Source organism: Pseudomonas allokribbensis (genome assembly GCF_014863605.1).
In the GTDB taxonomy this organism is placed as follows: domain Bacteria; phylum Pseudomonadota; class Gammaproteobacteria; order Pseudomonadales; family Pseudomonadaceae; genus Aquipseudomonas; species Aquipseudomonas allokribbensis.
The window spans coordinates 673,748-691,323 of the sequence record NZ_CP062252.1 but is presented as its reverse complement, the minus strand read 5'-3'; the positions used below and the strand labels follow the sequence as shown (position 1 = coordinate 691,323).

Sequence of the window (17,576 nt, the reverse complement as noted above, 5' to 3'; positions counted from 1 at the left end):
CGACACTTCAGCGGGTTGAAGTGTCCATCAAATAACGTGAAGGGCCAGGCTGCTCATCTTCGAGCCCGACCGTCAGCGGCTCGCCTGTTTCCAGGCGCGACAGGGCAATCAATTGCTGGTTGCGCTCGATACCGCGCTCGATCTCAAGCATTTGCACCGCCTCCTGGTACGCCGTGCTGGTCACGTCTTCATATTCATCCTCGAGTCGTTGCAGCTTTTCATCCGCGCTGCGCTTGAGTGCGCCGAGTGCATCCGGGTACTTCTCGGTCAGGTACTGCACCCAGTAATCACGGCTGATCAGTTCCTCATAGAACTGCTCCCCTTTTTCCGCCTTCACGACGGCGTCACGCGCCGTCGCCAGTTCCTCGCCCCTGATCGGCCGCGCAAACCGCATATGGCTGGGCTGCCCCGGCAGTTGCAGGCCGTCCTCCCAACCTGAAGTCAGACCGATTCGATATTGCAGACGCACTTCCGCCGGATCCGCATGACGGCCCATGCTGCGCGCCGCCAGTTTTTCCACCTCGCCCAGGCGAAACAGCTGGCGCGACAAATCGAGCAACGCCCGCCCCTTCGCGGCAAGATCCGGTTGCAGGTGTCGCAAGGCGTTGTACTCGAACACCTTCACCTCGATTTCACTGAGCGCCAGGGTGCGCCCATCGACGCAGGTCGTGTGCGTGGTCGCCATGGAAAACAGCGTATCGCGCAGCTCCTGGCTGCCATCGGCCGCCTCGACGATTTCCCAGATCCGTCGGGTCAGGTCGGCGCGAAAAACCCTGAACTCCTCGGTGTCCGGCATCCGGGAAAGCAGATGGAAGAAGGCTTCGTTGTCGGGTTCGGCAGCCAGCCGCTGCCACATCGCCCGATAACGCCCGGCGTCCTCCTGGGGGATGTTTTCAATCCACGGCGTCATTTGTTGCTCGAGAACCGTTTCGGCGAGTGCCGGAAGGACCTCATCCGGCTCGGGATCGCTATCGGTGCCCGCGCCCTCCGCATCGCTTTCGGTGGTGCTGCCCAGATCGTCGATCATCCGGTCGATATCGGCATACGTCATGCCCAGCGCGTCACGACGCCCATTCGCATCAGCGTACTCGCGCAGCCGAACGAGACTTTGCTGCGACATTTCGTAGTTTTCCGAAAGATTGCTGCCGGCAATCAGCGCAGCATGGCTGCCGTCATACAGCTGCGTTGGAATTGACGATATTTCGTTGTTGCTCAAGTCGATCGCCTGCAAGTGCGGGGCTTGCAATACTCCCTCCGGCCAGCCCGTGAGCAGGTTGTCGCGCAGATCCAGCCGCTCCAGCCGCCCGAGGCGAGCGACACTGAACGTGCGCAGGCTGTTATGGCTCAGATCCAGCCATTGCAATTGGGTCAACCCCTCAAGCGTTTGAGACAGCGCCGCAGAATCCGCAAGGCCGGTGAACGACAGTTCCAGTCGCGCCAGCTGACGCATTTGCCCGACAGGTTCGGGGAGAGCCGGCAAATGGTTGCCGCTGAGATTGAGTCGGCGCACCTGCGTGAATGCCCTGAGGAACGCATTGGAGCCATCGGTGGAAAGCTTGACCCCCGCCAGGTTCAGGGTGCTCACCGCAGGAAACACGTCCGTCAGCTCGGGCAGATTGCCTACTTGCAGACCGTCGAGGTTCAGCTCGCGATCAGTGACGCCATTCCAGTCGACCGTACCGTCCCGCCAGCATTCGATGATGCGCTGCGCAGCAATCTGGCGGGTGCGCGACGACACGACCCAATCCATACCGCGGGTTTCGTGGGTGAACAACCAATCGTTGAGGCGCCGCGTCAGCGACTCGAATGTCTGTTCCCAAGCGTCGATTCGCGCACTGATCTGCACCTCGGTCAGCCCCGCGCCCTGCATCCGTTCGATGGCCTGTTGTGCCCGAGTGTTGTCGTACTGCGGGCACAGGCGGCGCAAGCGCGCACCCCATCCGGCCGGCCCTTCAACAGCAGGCAACCGTGGCGGCAACGGCAACAGGCGCCGAGCGATGACCGAACCGCTTTCGGTGGGCGGTGTACGGTGACGCGGTTCCTCCAGCGCAAAACGCTGCAACGATCCGGGGGCCAGGCCTCGGGCGCCTTCGATCCTCTGCCGCGCAGTAGCGAGAGCGGCTTTGGCTTGCGGGTTCAACGGGGTGCCGGTCAGGCTGGTATCCAGCAACAATGCATCACGCGTCAGCAGCGCATCCGGCAGCGAGGTCAACTGACTGTCACTGAGGTCCAGCCAGGTCAGTTCCGGAAGATCCTCGGCACCGGCCGGCCATTCGCGCAGGGCCGTCGAACTCAGGTCCAGCGCCATCAGGCGATTCATGCCGCGCACGTCGACACGCTCCAGAGGGTTATCGTGCAGGTTCAGGGTTTCGAGCGCCGGCAGATCGCTCGGCTCCAACGGCAGTTCGGTCAAGCCACAATGGCTCAGGTCGAGGGTATCGACCCCGCGGAAGGTGCGGATGAAACCGCGCAACTGTTCGACCGGGGCCTGCAACCCGGCCAGATGCAGGCTTCTGACGTGGCTGAAACCTTCAGCAGACAAGACCGGCAGACTGTCCACGGGAGAACCCAGAAGATCCAGCACCGACGGATCGGTGGGCAAACTGACGTACAGGTTGAAAAACACGCTTTCGGTGCGCGCGCCGTAGCGCTGGAACAAGCCACTGCGCCAATTGCTCCGCAAGGTTTCGGCGACTGCCGAGCGTGCGGCGCCACCGTTGGCGATGGTCGGTTCGGAACCGACCCACTCCGTCAGCCGGTTGAGTTCGCTGAACTGTTCACTCAGGGCTTCGATGGCGACGAGCCGGCTCCCGGCATCTGTCCATTGCGTCTTGAAACCATTGCTCAGGACATCGAACAGGCTGGACTCCATGCCGACAAAACGCTTGAGCTCACCGCGACAGTAGTCGGCAACCATTTCGTCCAGATCGACCAAGTGTCGAGGCTGGCTGCGGACGAATTCGTAGATCGGTTTGAACACCCGGCGCGGGAACTTCGACCAGTCCAGCGACAGACCGGATAACAGTCGCTGATGACCTTCATAGATTTCCATCGGCAGCGCATTGATCGAGGTTGATCGCAGGTTCAGACGCTCCAGTCGTGGCAAATCCAGAACGCCGCGCGGCCATTGGTGCGTTGACGGGCTGCCGATTTCGAGCCTGCGCAGCTGGCGCATGCCGCTGAAATCAAGCTGCACCGGCACCACTGGGTTGGCGCCGCTGCCGGTACAGTGCAGTTCCAGTTCCTCGAGCCGGATCAGTTCCCTGACCCTCGACGCCACCGCGCTCGTGATGGGTGTGGCCAGTTTCAGCCGGGTCATGTGTCGCAGTGTCTTCAAGGTCGCGAAGACCTTGTCGAATTCCGCGATGCCAGTGCTCATCACCAGCTTTTCAACATTGGGGAACGCTGCAAGCGTGTCACCCACTACCGGGGTGCGCAGTGTCAGTTCGCGCACGTGAGAGAAATCCGCCGTCAATGACGGCAACGGAGCATCACTGATGATCGTGAGGCGCGCCGCTTGAGCGTTGTGTTCGGCCAACGGTGCGTTGCGCCAACAGTCCTTTATGTTTTGCACCACGCTGACGAATTCGTCGCGGGTACTGCGCAGGCGCAGGTTCTGTGACATCAGCCATTGATCAAGCGTTGTTTCCAGCTCTCGCCATTCGCTCATTCGATTGTTGAGCAAATGAAAGATCTGTTGGTCGGTCTTGCCCAGCCGCCATTGCTCAAGAATGAAGCCGCGGGCCTGGACGTCGGTCAATCCCGGATAGACGTTCTGCACGTGCCCGATCAACACCGAGTCCGGCCCCGGTCCATCGCCGCTGGCGGGATAGCCAAGCAGTTTGGGGGCAATACGTTGCGGCGGCTTGAACCAGGGTTTTCCTGCGGTGCCTGCGCGCAGAATCCCGGCCGACTGACTGCGTTCGGCGAGCGCCCGATCAACGATTGCGCCCTGCAACTCGACGCTCTGCCCGACGTTCGGCAGCCCCAGCGCATGACGTGCCTGATCAGGCAAGGCGTGCATCAACGAGGCGAAAAAGTTGTCGCCTCTGAACGGAATGCTGTTGAGCGGCTCGCCTCGTTCATTGGCGGCTTGATAGCGTCCCCGTACTTGACCAGATACTTGTGTTCGGAGACCGTTTCGCTGCCGATGGCATCCAGCATCGGGCCGCTGATACTGCCCTCGCGGATTTCCAGACGCACGTCATTGGACCAGCCCGGTAGCCGTCCCAACGTCTGCAACGCGAGATGGCGGCTGTCAGCCGAGGCCATGGTTTCACGGTGCAACCCGGCCAGTGCCCTTGTCATGCGGCCTGCCTGGCCATACCAGCGACCGAGCTCCTGTAAATGCGACGGGACCTTCGCGGCGCTGTCCAGTCGTGCCAGTTCTTCGGCATCGGCTTGTCCCAATGCAGCCGTTGCCGCACGTTCGGATAGTCCGGGGACGACTCGCTGCAGCTTTGTCGCCCGGGGATCGACTGGCTCGGTTCCCTTGAGAAGGCTGTCGAACAACGCGGGCTGATGCGTGCTGGCGAAGTCGGCAATCTGTCTGGAGAACTCCCGCGCCCGTGCCGACCGAACGCGTGCAGGCTCGCCACCCAACAAGCCAATCGTCTCCGCTTCATCCAGCGCCGCGAGTATTCGGGTCGGCAGCTGACCGTTCAACACCTCGGCCCGGCTGATCCGGATCGGCGCCTTGCCGCCGCGCTTCGTCCCGTAACTGCGCGCCCTCCCCGAGAGTTCAGGGCTGTCGTAGATCTTCAGCACTCGTCCGAACGGCCAGCGTGGCATGTCGGGAAGCAGCGCCAGCAGATGCAGAAAACGACTGTCGATCGCCTGTGTGCCGGCGGCCTGCCCGACGATCAGTCCCGCGTCCCGCTCGGCGTTGAACAGGCGCATGGCGTCCGCCAGTTCCGGCGGCGGCAAGGCATTGTCCAGGTGCATCTTGCGTAAGGCGTTGTCGCTGACACCGGCGACATCCGCCAGCGTCAGCAACTGCGCGTCAGCGAAGGGCTCGGTGCTGTGGCCGATGCGCCGCAACAGCGTCAATCGATCCCAGTCCTGTGGGCGTTCCAGGGTATGCCGCCATGCGCCGGCACCGTTGTGCGCCAGGGGCGGCTGATAGGCCTGCGGATCGCTCGGATGCTGGATGCGCCAGGCCTTGAGCGACTCGTCATAAGCCTGCTGGTAGTTCTTGCCGTCGAGCCGGATGCAGGTTTTTTCTCCGGCCTCGTATTGCCCCAGCGCATTCGGCATCGCGTGCGGATCCAGCGTAACCGGACTCTCGTAGCCACTCAGGTCAGGCTTCCACAAACGGGTCGTGCCGTCGGGTAATTCCACCTGATGCAGGTTCTCGATGACCGGCACCGATTTCGCAGCCGTCAGCCGAGCGAGCCCCTTTCCGGCCCCCGCCATCAAGGCAATCAACGCGAGATTCTGCGCGACATCGACCAGATGGGCCCTGGCAGCCTTGCGATCACCCTCGCTCCACTCGATGGCATCTTCAAAGGTTTCTTCGAACAGTTGCCCGGTCATTACCACCATCATCACTTCACCGAGCACCGGCACGAACAACGAGACCCCCATCAGCACCAGCATGCCGATGTTCAACAACGCGGCGAGCTTCTCCGAACGCACCCTGGCGTCGACATCCGCCGTGGGCACGGCATGGCTGCGGGCATCGGCGATCAACCGGTCACGATGCTGCTCGAACTGGTAATTCCACAGGTCGACATTGTCCGACCAGATCCCGCCCCCCTTGCGAGACAGGCCAACCGGGTTCAGATACGGCTCAGCATTCGGCACCTGTTCGATCGGCGGCGCAGGTGGCAATTCGCGGATCCCTGTCAGCGCGGCGTTGATCGGGTTGAGTGCCTTGAAAAACTCGTTGAGCAGTGGCTCGTAGGGCGCCAGTCTTTGCGTGAACGTGCGGTTCGGCGTGTCGTCGGTGAATTGGCCGAAATAGCGCGGCCGGTCGGCATAGGCGACGAACTGACTGAAAAAGCGCTGGTAGGCATTCGGTTCGGCGGGATGAGTTTGAGTCGCGTCGCGTGCGGTAAACCGCTGCTTGAACATCGCTGCGATTTCCCGCCGCTTGTAGCGTTTGAGCGGGTGGTAGGGATCACCCGGGATATACAGGATCGAGTCGTCGCTGTAGCGATACTTCTCGCTGATCGTGAACATCACGCAACCGGTCATGCGCCGACCCATCAGGCCCAGATCACGGAACCAGATCTGCCGACGGCCCTGACGCGGCGCCAGTTCGCCGTTGAGGATCGAGCGAATCGAGGCGTAGTCCTCGTGTCCGATATCACCTTTGACCAATGCCAGTTCGGCCGCCGCACGCAACGCGGCTTTATGCGCGGCGACGAATTTGTCGCGCAGCACGTGTTCGGTCACCGCGTCCTTGGGGCGCAGGAAATCCCTGAGGTAAGCCTGATATTTCGCCCCGATGTCCAGCGAACGGCACAGACCGGTGAATTGCTCGACCGTCAGAGTCGTGCTCATCGGTGCAAGCGTGCCGGGTGTCGAGGTTTCCCTGCGAAATCCCGAGGTTTCATGAAAGGCGCCACGTTTACATTCAGGGGCTTCGAAGTTATGCAGAGCTGCCTGTAGCAAGGGCAGCTTCAGGACTTCGAAAAAATCGATTTCAATGGCAAAGATCCCTATCTCCACCGGTTTGTTCAGTACCAGCCAGGTCTTGTTGACGTCCAGCGTCACGTTGAAGCGGTCCTTGAGGGCCTTGGTCAGCAATGGCGCGGCGAAGCTGTCGATGTCCTGGAAACCCGACATGGCCTTGTCCAGGCGAGCCTGGGCAGCGAGGCTGGCAGTCACGGCGTCGCCCACCGCCTTGCGTTGATCGCGCGATGCTTGGCTGTACCAGTCCGGTCGGGCGGTATCGGCATTTTTCAACACGTCTCGCTGATGAGCCGGTGCATTGATCAGCCAGTCGGGGATGGCCTGCTGAAGAAAACCGGCGTGCAGACTTTGCGTCACGACCGGCCCCGGCGGCGGTGCAGCATGATCTGGCGAAGGCGAGGTGACAGGGATTTCGGACATGATTTCGCTCCTTGAAATGGAGCGAAAGCAGACCATGGCGAACCTCCGTGGCTGCGGTATATATGTCTCGCAGTACGGCGTCTTGTCAGCGGAAATGTCAGGCTCGAGCGGCGCTATCTTTCCCGCGCAAAGGGACTAATATTCGAACGCCCCGCCTTGAATTTCCAGGAACCCGGACATGCGTTTATCCGAATTCATCAGGCAACACGCGGATCACATCGTCGAGGAATGGGAGCAGTTCGCCCGTACGATCACGCCGGCGGCCGACAATATGGATCAGACGGCGCTGCGCGACCATGCCAAGGCCATCCTGCTGGCCGCCGCGCGGGACATGGACACCGCACAGACCGTCCACGAGCAAATCGCCAAGGCCAAGGGCGAAGGCCCCGAGAAAACCCCGAGCCTGGACGAGGCCGGCGCCAGCCACGGTGAGTTGCGGCATACGGTGGGGTTCGACCTGGTGCAGATGACCTCCGAATTCCGTCACCTGCGCGCCTGTGTGATTCGCTTGTGGGTCAACTCATTGCAGTCGCCGGACATGGCGTATTTTCAGGACATGATCCGCTTCAACGAAGCCATCGACGAAGCGCTGGCGGAATCCACGGCAGCCTACGCCGAGCAGGTCAACCGCTCGCGCGACATTTTCCTCGCCATCCTCGGTCACGACCTGCGCGCGCCGCTGCAAGCGGTCAGCATGTCGACCGAAGTGCTGATGCGCAAAACCACCCTGGAAGGCGATGCGCTGACCTGCGCGCTGAACATCAAACACGGTGCGCGGCACATGGCGGCCATGGTCAGCGATCTGCTCGAACTGGTGCGCAGTCGCCTCGGCAAAAGCCTGCCGATCAACCCTGTCCCCATGGACCTGGCAGAAGCCGCGCGCCGGGCGATCGCCGAAGCCTGCGCCGGGAATCCGGAATGCGATCCGACACTGACCATCAGCGGCGATACCCGGGGTGCCTGGGATGCCGGACGGATCGATCAGTTGTTGCAGAACCTGATCGGCAACGCTTTGCAGCATGGCTCTGATCTCCGCGAGGTAAGCGTTGATCTGCGCGGCGACACCGACAACGTGTGCCTGAGCGTGCATAACGACGGCACGCCGATCCCCGAAGAGGCCATCGGCACGATTTTCGATCCGTTGGTACGCAGCGCCGACGAAGAACTCGGGCAGCCGTCGACCAGCCTCGGTCTGGGGCTGTTCATCGTCAAGGAAGTGGTGACCGCCCACGGCGGGACGATCGAAGTCAGTTCAAGCGAAGCCAACGGAACGCTGTTCAGCGTGACGTTGCCCAGACAGGTTTGAAGCGCTACTCGACCACCAGCCGCGCCAGACGCTGGCGCAGCATCCGGTTCTCGGCCCGCAATTCCTTCACTTCTTCCAGCAGGTCCAGCGCCAGGGCGACGCCTTCCCATTCCAGCTCCAGATCGCGCCGCAGCTTGACGGCGCGTTTGGCCAAGGCCAGTTCGTAGTCGGTGAAGCGCCATTCCCGGGGCTGCGCGCCCTGAGGTTCGAGGATGCCGTGTTCGACGATTTCGATCACGTAGACGTCCGACAGGTCGGCCGCCTCACAGAATTCTGCCATGTCCAGTTGAACGATCAGGGGGCTGCTCATGATGGGCTACTCCGTCGCCGGGTTCAGAAGTTCTCTCGCGGGTTGAAGGCGGCTTTCTTCGCCAGTTCCTGCCACAGCGCCTTGACGTCATCGCCCGCAGCCTTCGGCATCACGGCCTTGAGCTGGACGAACAGATAACCACGCTCGCCGGCCTTGTTCTGCAGACCATGGCCCTTGGCGCGCATGCGCTGGCCGTTCTGGCTGCCGGCCGGGACCTTGAGGTTGATCTTGCCGGTCAGGGTCGGCACGGCCACTTCGGCACCCAGCGCCAGTTCCCACGGTGCCAGCGGCAAGGTGATGATCAGGTTTTCGCCTTCGACATCGAATTTCGGGTGCGGCGCGAAACGGATGGTCAGGTACAGATCGCCATTGGCACCGCCACCGATGCCCGGTGCACCCTGGCCCTTGAGGCGGATGCGCTCGCCGTCGGTCACGCCCGCCGGGATCTTCACGTTCAGGCTCTTGCTGGTGTTGCTGACGTGCTGGCCGGAACCGTTGTATTGCGGCACCTGGAAGCTGATTTTTTTCGATTCGTTCGAAAGCGTCTCTTCGAGAAAGATCGGCAGTTCCAGTTCCACGTCTTGCCCTCGCCGTCCGGCGCTGCGGGATTGCCGGCCTTCGCCGCCACCGAAACCGGGGCCGCGATTGCCGAAGATCGAACTGAAGAAGTCCGAGAAGTCACCGGTGTCGCCACCGCCGCCACCAAAGCCGCCACGGCTCTGCCAGCCCGGTGGGCCCTGGAACGGCTGACCGTGCTGGCCGTAGCGGCGCAGGTCATCGTATTCGGCGCGCTTGTCGGCGCTTTTCAGCGCTTCATAGGCTTCCGAGGCATCCTTGAACTTGGCCTCGGCGTCTTTTTCCTTGCTGACATCGGGGTGGTATTTGCGCGCAAGCTTGCGATAGGCCGCCTTGATTGCCTTGTCGTCAGCCGTCGGCTCCACGCCGAGTATCTTGTAATAGTCTTTGAAGTCCATTGAAGGAGTCACCATCCGTTATCGATTTCGCGCCGCCGTCAGCATGCGCCGATTCGCGCGTGCCAGGTTGACCGATCTCAAACTTGTGACCGGGTGGCGCTGCAGAAGTTTATCGGCAGTGGACGGCGGTTCTTGCGACCGCCGGTATGTCTGCCGGCCCATGCCAGCAAGTTTGGGGCAAAGCGGCGACTTTCAAGCAAGCTTAGTCGTGAAATAGCAGATGACTGGCCTTCGAATCTGTCGCGCACTGGCATACACTGCGCGGCCGTTTTTTTGACCGGAACCGAAAGACCATGAAAGACGCCTCTCCAGCCCGTGCCTGCGGCATCGACTTCGGCACGTCCAACTCCACCGTCGGCTGGCTGCGCCCCGGCATGGAAACGATGATCGCGCTGGAAGACGACAAGATCACCCTGCCGTCGGTGGTCTTCTTCAACATCGAAGAGCGCCGCCCGGTCTACGGTCGCCTGGCGCTGCACGAATACCTGGAAGGCTACGAAGGCCGGCTGATGCGCTCGCTCAAGAGCCTGCTCGGTTCCAAGCTGATCAAGCACGACACCAGCGTCCTCGGCACCGCGATGCCGTTCAAGGACTTGCTCGGCCTGTTCATCGGCCAGCTCAAGAACCGCGCCGAAGCGGCCGCCGGTCGTGAGTTCGAGCAGGTGGTGCTGGGCCGTCCGGTGTTCTTTGTCGACGACGATCCGCTGGCCGACCAGGAAGCCGAAGACACCCTGGTGGAAGTGGCGCGCAAGCTCGGCTTCAAGGACGTGTCGTTCCAGTACGAGCCGATCGCTGCGGCCTTCGACTACGAGTCGACCATCGAAAAGGAAGAGCTGGTACTGATCGTCGACATCGGCGGTGGTACGTCGGACTTCTCGCTGGTGCGCCTGTCGCCCGAGCGTCGGGGCATGGATAACCGTCACGACGACATCCTCGCCACCGGCGGTGTGCACATCGGCGGGACCGATTTCGACAAGCAACTGAGCCTGCAAGGCCTGATGCCGCTGTTCGGCTACGGCAGCCGCATGAAGAGCGGCGCGTTCATGCCGACCAGTCACCACATGAACCTGGCGACCTGGCACACCATCAACTCGGTGTACTCGCAGAAATCGACCCTGGCCCTGGGCAGCATGCGTTACGACATCGAGGACACCGGCGGCATCGACCGTCTGTTCAAGCTGATCGAACAGCGCGCCGGGCACTGGCTGGCGATGGAAGTGGAAGAAACCAAGATCCAGCTGACCCACAACGACAGCCGCCACGTGCCGCTGGACCGGATCGAATCCGGGCTGAGCGTCGAGCTGACCCGGGCCTTGTTCGAATCGGCGATCGATTCGCAACTGGAGCGCGTGCGCGGCAGCGTCACGCAATTGCTGGCGGACGCCAATGTGGAGGTGGGTCAGGTCGATACGGTGTTCTTCACTGGTGGTTCCAGCGGTATCCCGGCGCTGCGCAACAGCGTCTCGGCGATGCTGCCAAACGCGCGGCATGTGGAAGGCAACATCTTTGGCAGCATCGGCAGCGGCCTGGCGATTGAAGCCATGAAACGCTATGGCTCGATCAACTGACACTACGATGATCGTTCCCACGCTCCGCGTGGGAATGCCGCCATGGACGCTCTGCGTCCGCTGTTGAGGCTGTGACGCGGAGCGTCACGGGATGCATTCCCACGCAGAGCGTGGGAACGATCATTGCGGCTTCTAAACCATCCCGCCCAGCTTCAACTCACTCTTCAGATACGCGTAATAAATCGGCCCCGCCACCACCCCCGGCAGGCCGAACGCGGCCTCGAACACCAGCATCGCCAACAGCAACTCCCAGGACTTGGCACTGATTTGCCCGCCGACGATGCGCGCGTTGAGGAAGTATTCGAGCTTGTGGATAAAGATCAGGTAGCCCAGCGCGGCAATCGCCACCCAGATCGACAGCGACAGGCCGACGATAGTGATCAGCGTGTTCGACATCAGGTTGCCGATCACCGGCAGCAAGCCGAGCAGGAACGTCAGCACGATCAGGGTCTTGGTCAGCGGCAGCTTGATCCCGAACAGCGGCAGGATCACCGCCAGGAAGATCCCGGTGAAGAAGGTGTTGAGCAGGGAAATCTTGATCTGCGCAAAAACGATATTGCGAAACGCCTGAACCAGCAGGTGCAGACGATCGAACAATGCGGCCGCCAGCGGCTTGCGCTTGGTGACGTCCGGTACGCGCTGCAGCGCGATGATCGCGCCGAGCACCATGCCGATCAGCAGGGTCACGAACATGTGCGCCGCGTCCTTGCCCACCAGTTGCAGGTCGGACAAGTGCTTGCTCAGCCATTCACCGATGGCCACGCGAAACTCAGCGGCACTGGCCGGCAGATACGCATCGACAAACGGCGGCAGTTGCCCGCGCGCACGATCGACCACGCCCATGAATTTGTCGAGGGAAGCCCCGGGGTTTTCCGCCTCGTGCAGCAGGAAACTGATGGCCCCGGCAAAGATCAGCGCCAGCACACTCACCACCAGCGTGCCCAGCAACGCCACCGCCAGCCAGCGCGCGCGGCGGCCTTCGATCAGCCGTTGCAGTTGTGGGGTGAGCATGTTGACCAGCTCGAACACCAGCAGCCCGGCCAGCAGACTGGGCAACAAGCGCAGCGGCAGCACCAGCAGCAAACCGCCGAAAATGATGATGCAACTGACCCAGAACACAACATGACGCTCAGAAAACGTTGGCATACAGCCTCAAAACGAACGGCGTAAAAGGATTGGCAGTCTGCCAGCGATCCAGCGCCGAAGCGAGCGGATGCCCTGCCGCTCGCTGCGATCTGTCGATCTTATTTTTTCTTCAGGCAATCACTCATGAAGGTTTTGCGCGCATCGCCGGTCAGGGCCTTGGTCTTGGCGTCGGCATTACAGGTTTTCATCTTTTCCTGCTGCGGGGTCAGGGTCTTGGCGTCGTTGGCCGCCGGCGCTGCCTTGAGGCAAGTGCTCATGAAGGTCTTGCGCTCATCGCCTTTCAGGCTCTTGGCCGTGGCGTCGGCGTTGCAAGTGGTCATCTTGTTCTGTTGCGCCGTGGCGGCAAAACCCTGGGAGCACAGCAGCAGACCGATCATCAACAAAGGGACACGCAACATCTTCATGGAGTTTTCTCCTTGTTGCCGCATCGATGGAGGCGGCCTCCGGCTGAGTGTAGTCAAAGCTTGTTACACCTTCCTAGTCTCCAGATGGCTACGCCGGTATTGTTCCGGCGTACATCCGGCCTGCCGGGCAAACATGGCGATGAACGCCGAGCCGCTGCTGTAGCCGAGATCGAAGGCGATTTCCTGCACACTGCGCGTACTTTCCAGCGCCTCGATGGCCGCGAGATAGCGCAGCCGCTGGCGCCATTCGCCGAAACTCATCCCCAACTCCCGCACGAATTGCCGGGCCAGCGTGCGCTCGCTGACATGCACCTGCGCCGCCCAGTGCGCCAGCGGTTCATTGTTGCCGGGCTCGGCCTGCAGGGTTTCGAGGATGGTCAGCAACCCGGGACTGCTGGCGTATGGCAGATAACACTGATGAACCGGCGCCTGCCGCAACTGATCTACCAGCACCTGGGCCAGGCGCTGGTCGGCATCGAACGCGGGGATCTTCACATCCCGGGCGGCGAAGTCCTTGAGGATTGCCTTGAGAATGTCGCTGATCGCCAGGGTACAGGCCTGCGCCGGCAAATCCGCGCACACCTCGGGCGCCAGGCACACCGCCCGATAATTGACTGGCTGATGACTGTAGAAACTGTGCTCGACCTGCGGCGGCACCCACACCGCGTACTGCGGCGGCGACATGAAACGGCTGCCGTCGACATCCATGTGCAGCACGCCGTGGGCCGCGTATTCCAGCGTGCCCCACGGATGGCGGTGCGGCGCGGCGTATTCGTGGGCGTTGAAGTCGGCATAGCGGAAATACACCGCCGACGGCAGTTCGCTGAAATCCAGCAGATCGATGTGTTTACTGTTCATGCTGTCCGGAATCAGAGGCAGGTTGTCCGGTTCGCAGTATAGGCCTGCATCCAGACAGGGGATAATCACCGTTCATCAACGTACTGGTTTCTCCTCCCATGCAATACGCGTTTCCCCTGCTGGCGATTTTCATCTGGGCCGGCAACACCGTGATCAACAAGCTGGCTGTCGGTGCGATCTTCCCCGCCGAAATCGGCTTCTACCGCTGGCTGCTGGCCGGTTTGCTGTTTACCCCGTTCATGCTCAGGAAGGTAATCGCGCACTGGCCGCAGATCCGCCCGAACCTGGGCAAGATTTTCATCCTTGGCGTGCTCGGCATGGCGGTCTATCAGAGCCTGGCCTACTTCGCCGCGACCATGACCACCGCCACCAACATGGGCATCATCCTGTCGCTGATGCCGTTGATGTCGCTGGCCATGGCAATCATCAGCCTCGGCCAGCGCCTCACCGCCGGCGCGCTGGTCGGTGCGGTGCTGTCTTTCGCCGGTGTGCTGGTGGTGGTGTCGTCCGGCAGCCTCGGCGCGCTGCTGCAACACGGGGTGAACCTGGGTGACGCGATGATGCTGATCGCTACCCTCGCCTACGCGATCTACAGCACTCTGCTGAAAAAATGGCAGCTGCGCCTGCCGCCGCTGGTGTTGCTGTACTTGCAGGTGCTGGTGGCGGTGGTGGTGCTGTTTCCGCTGTACGCCGTGTCGCCGAAAACCGGCCTGACCCTGCATAACATTCCGCTGGTGCTGTACGCGTGCCTGCTGGCCTCGATGCTCGCGCCGCTGGCGTGGATGCAGGCCGTACAGTGCCTGGGCCCGAGCCGGACCACGCTGTTCTTCAACCTGCTGCCGTTGATCACCGCGCTGATTGCCGCGGTGGTGTTGAAGGAACAACTGGCGATGTATCACCTGGTAGGCGGTTTGCTGACCTTGGGCGGGGTGATTCTTTCCGAGCGCTGGACGACCGTCCTCGGCCGCTCCCGCACCCCGAGCGCCGCCTAGACCCCGGCGGCTTTCAACCGCGCCGCGTGCTCGACAAACAGCCGCACCGGGTCCGCGCCTTTGCCGACCAGTCCCAGTGACTGGTTGACGATGTCGAAGTGATCCATCGGGTAGTCATCACCGATGACCGTGCCCAGGTGCGAGCTGTAGCGTCCGACCATGCCGTCGCACTGCCCCGGCTCGCGCACGAAGGTCTTGGCAAACAACCGGCAACTGCGATTGGTGCCGTCGAACAGGTTGCCACCGCGGTCGGTCTTGCCCGGCTGCAAGGTGCCGGACCACGAGTAATAACGCACGCCGTTGACCTCTTCCGGCCCCTGCCCGCCCCAGGTTTCCGGCAAGCCCTGTGGATAACGCTGGTTGAACAGCGCCACGCCTTCGGTGGTCAGGGAATGGTGTGAGGCGTGGATATCCACCGGCAGTTTCGGCCCGTGGTAACCGGTTTCCATGAGTGCCATCAACCAGCCGACAAAACGCAGCAGCGCCTCAAGAATGCGGCCCCGGGCACTGTCTGCCGGATAGTGTTTCGCCAGATAGTCGGCCAGTTCCGAACCGTGATTGGGTCCGGCCACCGACGTCACCGACGCCACCAGATCCGGGCGCTTCGCCGCCGCGTAACGCGCCGTCAGCGAGCCCTGGCTATGGCCGAACAGATTGACCCTGGCGGCGCCGGTCTCGCGCAGGATTTCATCGATGCGCGCCAGCAACTGCTCGCCACGCACTTCGGTGGAATTGAGCGGCGACACCTGCACCGCAATCACCGTCGCACCACCCCGGCGCAACGCGGCGATGATCCCGTACCAGTACGGGTACAGCACCAACCGGATAAACCCGAGCATTCCCGGCACCAGCACCAGTGGATAACGTGTGGCCGAATCCTGCGACATGGGCAGACATCCCTGTGGTCGGTGGGTGGATGCATGACGTGCAAAACGCCCGCCAAGCATCCTCCTCGATGATGACAACTCCACGACCAGCCTACTTCAGCCCCACCACCCCCGCCACAATCAGCCCCACCGACAGCAACTTCACCAGCGTCAGGCTCTCGCCCAGCAGCGCGAAACCGAGAAACACCGTGCCGAGCGAGCCGATGGCGGTCCAGATCGGGTAGGCGATGCTCACCGGCAGCTCGCGCATTGCCAGGGTCAGGAAATAAATCCCGCCTACCGCCGCGACCACGGTAACCAGCGACGGCCACAGCCGGGTGAAACCCTCGGCGTACTTCATGCCCATGGCGAAGGTGACTTCGAACCCGGCGGCAATCAGCAGAAACAGCCAGGCCACTTAGAACTCCCGGGCCAGGTCGAGCAAGCGCTGCTCGGCCTCAGCCACCGACACCGCGAAGGTGCGTTCGGCGGATTCCTCGCCCTCGGCTGCGACCACCGTGACGTCGTTGATGCCGATGAAACCCAGCGCCGTGCGCAACCATGGATCGGCGTGGTTCAGCGCCTCCAGCTCGCCACCCGGGCCGAAACCGAAACCGCCGCGACTGGTGACGATCAGCGCTTTCTTGCCGCGCAACAGCGGCGTGTACTGGGCGATGCCATTGTCCAGGGTGTGATCGAACGTCAGGCCCAGGCGCACGATCTGGTCGACCCAGGCCTTGAGGCCGCTGGGCACGTTGAAGTTGTACATCGGCATGGAAATCAGCAGCAGGTCGTGCTCGAACAACTCGCCCACCAGTTGATCGCTGAGGGCCAGATCGGCCTGCATCGACAGCGGCCGAGCCTCGGGCTCCGGGTAAAACGCCGCCGCGACAAACGCTTCATTCACCGCCGGAATCAATGCACGCCCGACTTCACGGCGGGTGACCTGAGCCTGTGGATGACGGATTTGCCAGGCGCTGAGAAAACTTTCCGCCAGGCGCCGCGAATGGGAGCGCTCACCGCGTGGGCTGGCATGGATCGCAAGAATCTTGCTCATCTGAATCTCCTTGGGACTAGACTTGAGTGGCTGTGTGACGCCAGATTGCTGCCATTAACTCACCGCCTCAAATGAGCAAAAATCAGTCTGGATGAATTGATTTCATCCATGGAGTTTTCATGTTCGCTTCATTGCCGCTGACCGCCCTGCGCGCGTTCGAATCCGCCTCACGGCTATTGAGCTTCAAGGCTGCCGCCGAAGAACTGGCGGTGACGCCGACGGCGATTTCCCATCAGATCCGCTCGCTGGAGGACTGGCTCGGCGTGGCGCTGTTCGAACGCCTGCCGCGTCAGGTGCGACTGACCGAGGGTGGCGAGCGGCTGTTCCGCAGCCTGCACGGGGCGTTTCTGGAGGTGGCGCAAAGCGTCGACACCCTGCGCCCGCAACGCAGCGGCAGCAGCCTGACGCTGTCGACCACCGCCGCCTTCGCCGCGCTGTGGCTGGTGCCGCGACTGGGGCGGTTTTACGCGAAACACCCGAACATCAATGTGCGGCTGGACACCCATTGCGAAGTGATCGACCTGCATCAGGACGCCAGCGTCGATCTGGTGTTGCGCTACAGCCTCGACGACTACCCGAACCTCTACGGGTTGTGCCTGTTCGATGAATCGTTCGGCGTGTACGGCTCGCCGGAACAGGTGGCACTGGCCGCCCGCCGCACCCCGGCGTTGATCAGCGTGCGTTGGCATAACTCGAAGCTCTACGCCCATGGCTGGGAAGCGTGGTGCGCGCAGTCAGGCGAGAACTGGTTGAAACAGCACCCGGCGATCCGCGAATACGACGAAGAACATTACGCGCTGCAAGCCGCCATCGCCGGGCAAGGGCTGGTGCTGGCGAGCAATATTCTGGTGTCGGAGAGCGTCGCCAGCGGTCTGCTGGTGCCGTACAAGGGCGAGGTGCAAGTCGATGGCGCCGGTTACAGCGCCCTGTGCGTTCCAGGGCGCGAGCGGCATCCACCGGTGAAAGCGTTTTTTGCCTGGCTGCGCGATGAGGCGCTGCTGTCGGGACTGTCGCCGCGATCGTAGCCTCGGCCCGA

14 protein-coding genes are annotated in these 17,576 nt (G+C 62.2%); 4 read left to right on the top strand and 10 right to left on the bottom strand.

The genetic code is table 11. From position 1 onward, the window contains the following. Window positions 1-7: 7 nt before the first annotated feature. A complete protein-coding gene (locus tag IF199_RS03045) occupies window positions 8-4,015 on the bottom strand; it encodes an NEL-type E3 ubiquitin ligase domain-containing protein (RefSeq protein ID WP_192559647.1) in 4,008 nt (1,335 codons plus the stop codon). A gap of 8 nt (window positions 4,016-4,023) precedes the next feature. Further along, window positions 4,024-7,059 (bottom strand): dermonecrotic toxin domain-containing protein, encoded by a 3,036-nt coding sequence (locus IF199_RS03040; protein ID WP_192559646.1) that lies wholly within the window; start codon window positions 7,057-7,059, stop codon window positions 4,024-4,026. Window positions 7,060-7,237: 178 nt separating this feature from the next. On the opposite strand from IF199_RS03040, the gene IF199_RS03035 reads away from it, so the two are divergent. Then, the gene (locus tag IF199_RS03035; protein WP_192559645.1) at window positions 7,238-8,365 is read left to right on the top strand and encodes a sensor histidine kinase; all 1,128 of its coding nucleotides are present in this window, start codon (window positions 7,238-7,240) and stop codon (window positions 8,363-8,365) included. Between the two features lie 4 nt (window positions 8,366-8,369). Here IF199_RS03035 and IF199_RS03030 read toward each other — a convergent pair whose 3' ends face one another. Together IF199_RS03030 and IF199_RS03025 are read right to left on the bottom strand one after the other, a co-directional pair. Continuing rightward, window positions 8,370-8,675, bottom strand: coding sequence for a chaperone modulator CbpM (locus IF199_RS03030; RefSeq protein WP_096819778.1), 306 nt, complete (start codon window positions 8,673-8,675; stop codon window positions 8,370-8,372). Window positions 8,676-8,698: 23 nt separating this feature from the next. Next, window positions 8,699-9,649, bottom strand: coding sequence for a DnaJ C-terminal domain-containing protein (locus IF199_RS03025; RefSeq protein ID WP_096819779.1), 951 nt, complete (start codon window positions 9,647-9,649; stop codon window positions 8,699-8,701). A gap of 293 nt (window positions 9,650-9,942) precedes the next feature. Here IF199_RS03025 and IF199_RS03020 point away from each other — a divergent pair, with 293 nt between their 5' ends. Beyond that, window positions 9,943-11,217 carry an Hsp70 family protein gene (locus tag IF199_RS03020; RefSeq protein WP_192559644.1) on the top strand — a complete coding sequence of 425 codons (1,275 nt, stop codon included), beginning with the start codon at window positions 9,943-9,945 and terminating at the stop codon, window positions 11,215-11,217. 132 nt (window positions 11,218-11,349) lie between these two features. Here IF199_RS03020 and IF199_RS03015 read toward each other — a convergent pair whose 3' ends face one another. The 3 genes from IF199_RS03015 to IF199_RS03005 all read right to left on the bottom strand — a co-directional run bounded on the left by IF199_RS03015 (window position 11,350) and on the right by IF199_RS03005 (window position 13,625). Beyond that, a complete protein-coding gene (locus IF199_RS03015; protein ID WP_096819781.1) occupies window positions 11,350-12,363 on the bottom strand; it encodes an AI-2E family transporter in 1,014 nt (337 codons plus the stop codon). Window positions 12,364-12,461: 98 nt separating this feature from the next. Beyond that, window positions 12,462-12,767 carry a PsiF family protein gene (locus IF199_RS03010; RefSeq protein ID WP_025111807.1) on the bottom strand — a complete coding sequence of 102 codons (306 nt, stop codon included), beginning with the start codon at window positions 12,765-12,767 and terminating at the stop codon, window positions 12,462-12,464. A gap of 63 nt (window positions 12,768-12,830) precedes the next feature. Beyond that, window positions 12,831-13,625 carry an AraC family transcriptional regulator gene (locus IF199_RS03005; RefSeq protein WP_096819782.1) on the bottom strand — a complete coding sequence of 265 codons (795 nt, stop codon included), beginning with the start codon at window positions 13,623-13,625 and terminating at the stop codon, window positions 12,831-12,833. 98 nt (window positions 13,626-13,723) lie between these two features. On the opposite strand from IF199_RS03005, the gene IF199_RS03000 reads away from it, so the two are divergent. Further along, a complete protein-coding gene (locus IF199_RS03000) occupies window positions 13,724-14,617 on the top strand; it encodes a DMT family transporter (RefSeq protein ID WP_192559643.1) in 894 nt (297 codons plus the stop codon). On the opposite strand, the gene IF199_RS02995 is transcribed toward IF199_RS03000, so the two are convergent. The 3 genes from IF199_RS02995 to IF199_RS02985 form a co-directional block, all read right to left on the bottom strand. Then, window positions 14,614-15,504, bottom strand: a complete 891-nt coding sequence (locus tag IF199_RS02995; RefSeq protein WP_102620113.1) for an esterase/lipase family protein — start codon at window positions 15,502-15,504, stop codon at window positions 14,614-14,616. The two genes, IF199_RS03000 and IF199_RS02995, sit on opposite strands and share 4 nt — an antisense overlap. A gap of 91 nt (window positions 15,505-15,595) precedes the next feature. Continuing rightward, entirely contained in the window at window positions 15,596-15,901 is a 306-nt protein-coding gene (locus IF199_RS02990; RefSeq protein WP_096819785.1) for a DMT family transporter, read from the bottom strand. Further along, entirely contained in the window at window positions 15,902-16,540 is a 639-nt protein-coding gene (locus IF199_RS02985; RefSeq protein WP_096819786.1) for an FMN-dependent NADH-azoreductase, read from the bottom strand. 119 nt (window positions 16,541-16,659) lie between these two features. Between IF199_RS02985 and IF199_RS02980 the strand changes: the two genes are divergently transcribed. Continuing rightward, window positions 16,660-17,565, top strand: coding sequence for a LysR substrate-binding domain-containing protein (locus IF199_RS02980; RefSeq protein WP_192559642.1), 906 nt, complete (start codon window positions 16,660-16,662; stop codon window positions 17,563-17,565). Window positions 17,566-17,576 lie beyond the last annotated feature (11 nt).

Bases quoted from the DNA above. Each gene is read 5' to 3' on its own strand.
- IF199_RS03040 (WP_192559646.1), bottom strand. From the start codon at position 7,059: ATGTCCGAAATCCCTGTCACCTCGCCTTCGCCAGATCATGCTGCACCG.
- IF199_RS03035 (WP_192559645.1), top strand. From the start codon at position 7,238: ATGCGTTTATCCGAATTCATCAGGCAACACGCGGATCACATCGTCGAG.
- IF199_RS03030 (WP_096819778.1), bottom strand. From the start codon at position 8,675: ATGAGCAGCCCCCTGATCGTTCAACTGGACATGGCAGAATTCTGTGAG.
- IF199_RS03025 (WP_096819779.1), bottom strand. From the start codon at position 9,649: ATGGACTTCAAAGACTATTACAAGATACTCGGCGTGGAGCCGACGGCT.
- IF199_RS03020 (WP_192559644.1), top strand. From the start codon at position 9,943: ATGAAAGACGCCTCTCCAGCCCGTGCCTGCGGCATCGACTTCGGCACG.
- IF199_RS03015 (WP_096819781.1), bottom strand. From the start codon at position 12,363: ATGCCAACGTTTTCTGAGCGTCATGTTGTGTTCTGGGTCAGTTGCATC.
- IF199_RS03010 (WP_025111807.1), bottom strand. From the start codon at position 12,767: ATGAAGATGTTGCGTGTCCCTTTGTTGATGATCGGTCTGCTGCTGTGC.
- IF199_RS03005 (WP_096819782.1), bottom strand. From the start codon at position 13,625: ATGAACAGTAAACACATCGATCTGCTGGATTTCAGCGAACTGCCGTCG.
- IF199_RS03000 (WP_192559643.1), top strand. From the start codon at position 13,724: ATGCAATACGCGTTTCCCCTGCTGGCGATTTTCATCTGGGCCGGCAAC.
- IF199_RS02995 (WP_102620113.1), bottom strand. From the start codon at position 15,504: ATGTCGCAGGATTCGGCCACACGTTATCCACTGGTGCTGGTGCCGGGA.
- IF199_RS02985 (WP_096819786.1), bottom strand. From the start codon at position 16,540: ATGAGCAAGATTCTTGCGATCCATGCCAGCCCACGCGGTGAGCGCTCC.
- IF199_RS02980 (WP_192559642.1), top strand. From the start codon at position 16,660: ATGTTCGCTTCATTGCCGCTGACCGCCCTGCGCGCGTTCGAATCCGCC.